This is a genomic window from Pseudomonas sp. P5_A2_2 (assembly GCF_054177685.1).
This window is the reverse complement of the sequence record NZ_JBGCUL010000744.1, coordinates 1-2,245: the sequence shown is the minus strand read 5'-3', so window position 1 is coordinate 2,245 and position 2,245 is coordinate 1. Positions and strand designations below refer to the sequence as shown.

General features: G+C 60.3%; 2 protein-coding genes. One reads left to right on the top strand and one right to left on the bottom strand.

Features of this window, described 5'->3' with window-relative positions:
* On the bottom strand, nt 1-1,464 hold a 1,464-nt coding region (recN, locus tag ACXRVY_RS25075; RefSeq protein ID WP_458238529.1), incomplete at its 3' end, for a DNA repair protein RecN.
* 240 nt (nt 1,465-1,704) lie between these two features.
* On the opposite strand from recN, the gene grpE reads away from it, so the two are divergent.
* Nucleotides 1,705-2,245, top strand: a 541-nt coding sequence (gene grpE, locus ACXRVY_RS25070) for a nucleotide exchange factor GrpE (RefSeq protein ID WP_458238528.1), incomplete at its 3' end; no start/stop codon positions are given.

Below are 2,245 nucleotides of genomic sequence, written 5' to 3'. Positions count from 1 at the left end.
CAGTACCTGCCCGCGCTCGCCAAGCCTGCGCAGCAACTGGCCGACGATTTCCGCGGTCGGGCCGCCAATGCCGACATCGACTTCGTCGAACACCAGGGTCGGGACACGAGAGGTCTGTGCGGTGATCACCTGGATCGCCAGGCTGATCCGTGACAGCTCGCCACCGGATGCGACTTTTGCCAAGGCTTTTAATGGTTGTCCCGGGTTGGCGCTGACCAGCAGTTCAACTTGTTCAAGTCCGTTAGGCATCAGTTCGTCGCTGCTGTTTGGACGCAGTTCGATGGTGAAGCGCCCGCCAGGCATGCCCAGGCGCTGGATTTCCTGTTCCACTGCGCTGGCCAGGCTGCTCGAGGCTTGATGACGCAGGTCGCTCAGTTCCCGGGCCTTTTCCTGATAATGGCGAGCGTATGAAGACAGCTCATCACTCAGCCGCTCGATGGATTCGTCGTTGGCGTTGAGGGTTTCGATTTCATCCAGCAGTTTCTGCTGCATCTCGGCGACTTCGGTCGGCTGGATGCGGTGTTTGCGCGCCAGGGTGTAGATCGCGTCGAGGCGTTCCTCAAGGTATTGAAGGCGCGACGGATCGGCGTCGAAGTTATCGAGGAAGCGGTTCAGTTCACCGACAGCCTCTTCAACCTGGATCTGTGCACTGGTCAACAAGCTGCTGGCTTCGCCCAGTGCACCGATCGAGCTGTTCACGCTCGACAGGCGATTGAGGCTGGCGGTGAGGGCGTTCAGTACATTTCCGGAATCACTTTCACTGCATTGCTCGACGACTTGCCGGCAGATGCCGAGCAAGGTCTCGGCGTTGGTCAGGTTCTTGTGTTCCTGCTCTAGCTGCTCGAGTTCGTTGTCGCCAAGGCCGAGGTTTTCCAGCTCTTCGAGTTGGTAGCTGAGCAATTGGTGACGAGCGCGTTGTTCGTCGCCGGAGTTGGAGAGTCGATCCAGCTCCTGGCGAGTCTGGCGCCAGCGCTGTGCGGCAAGCTGCACCTGGCGGGCAAGGTCCGTGGCCCCGGCGTACTCGTCGAGCAGGCGGCGATGGGTGTCGGTCTTGAGCAGGGATTGGTGTTCGTGCTGGCTGTGAATGTCGATCAGCAGCTCGCCCAGCGCCTTGAGATCGCCAAGCGGGCAGGGCGTGCCGTTGATGTAGCCGCGGGAGCGTCCTTCGGATGTGATCACCCGGCGCAGGATGCACGGGCCGTCGTTTTCGAGGTCGCGTTCGGCCAGCCAGGCGCTGGCTTCCGGAATGTCGGCCAGATCGAAGGTGGCCAGGATGTCGGCCTTGTCGGTGCCGGGGCGAACCACGCCGCTGTCGGCGCGATCACCCAGGGTAAGGCCCAGCGCGTCGAGCATGATCGACTTGCCCGCGCCGGTTTCCCCGGTGATCACGCTCATCCCGCGATCGAGTTCGAGATCGAGATGTTCAACGATGGCGTAGTTGTGTACGGACAGGTGCACCAGCATATGGGCCGCTCCCAGGTGTTAGGTCTGGTTATTTATACAGTGTTTTGTTTCTGGCTGACAATGCCCCTCGTTAGCTCGATTCGCTCGGTCCGACGAAAGCCTTATCGCAACCGGGAATGACAAAGCAGTTGTTTTTTGTAGGGTTAATCGTCGGTGCCCCTTGAAGCCGGATTTTGCGGCCCCATATAGCTGGGCAGAAGCGCGAGTTGAGCTCGCGGACGATATTGAAAGGAGAAATCTATGGCTGACGAACAGACAGTGGATACGCAAAACCCAGACGCCAACCAGGCGCCCGAGGCTTCGGGTGAAGACCTGGCGGCTCGTGTACAAGTGCTCGAAGAGCAACTGGCAGGCGCTCAGGATCAGGCTTTGCGTGTAGCCGCCGATCTGCAGAACGTCCGCCGTCGCGCCGAGCAGGATGTGGAGAAGGCTCACAAGTTCGCGCTGGAAAAATTCGCCGGCGACCTGCTGCCGATCGTCGACAGCCTGGAGCGCGGCCTGGAGCTGTCCAGCCCGGACGACGAAAGCATCCGTCCGATGCGCGAAGGCATCGAGCTGACCCTGAAAATGTTCCAGGACACCCTCAAGCGTTATCAGCTTGAAGCGATCGATCCGCATGGCGAGCCGTTCAACGCCGTTCAACATCAGGCGATGGCCATGCAGGAAAGCGCCGATGTCGAGCCGAACAGCGTTCTGAAGGTGTTTCAGAAGGGCTATCAGCTCAATGGTCGCTTGCTGCGCCCGGCGATGGTCGTGGTCAGCAAGGCGCCTGCGCCGGTTT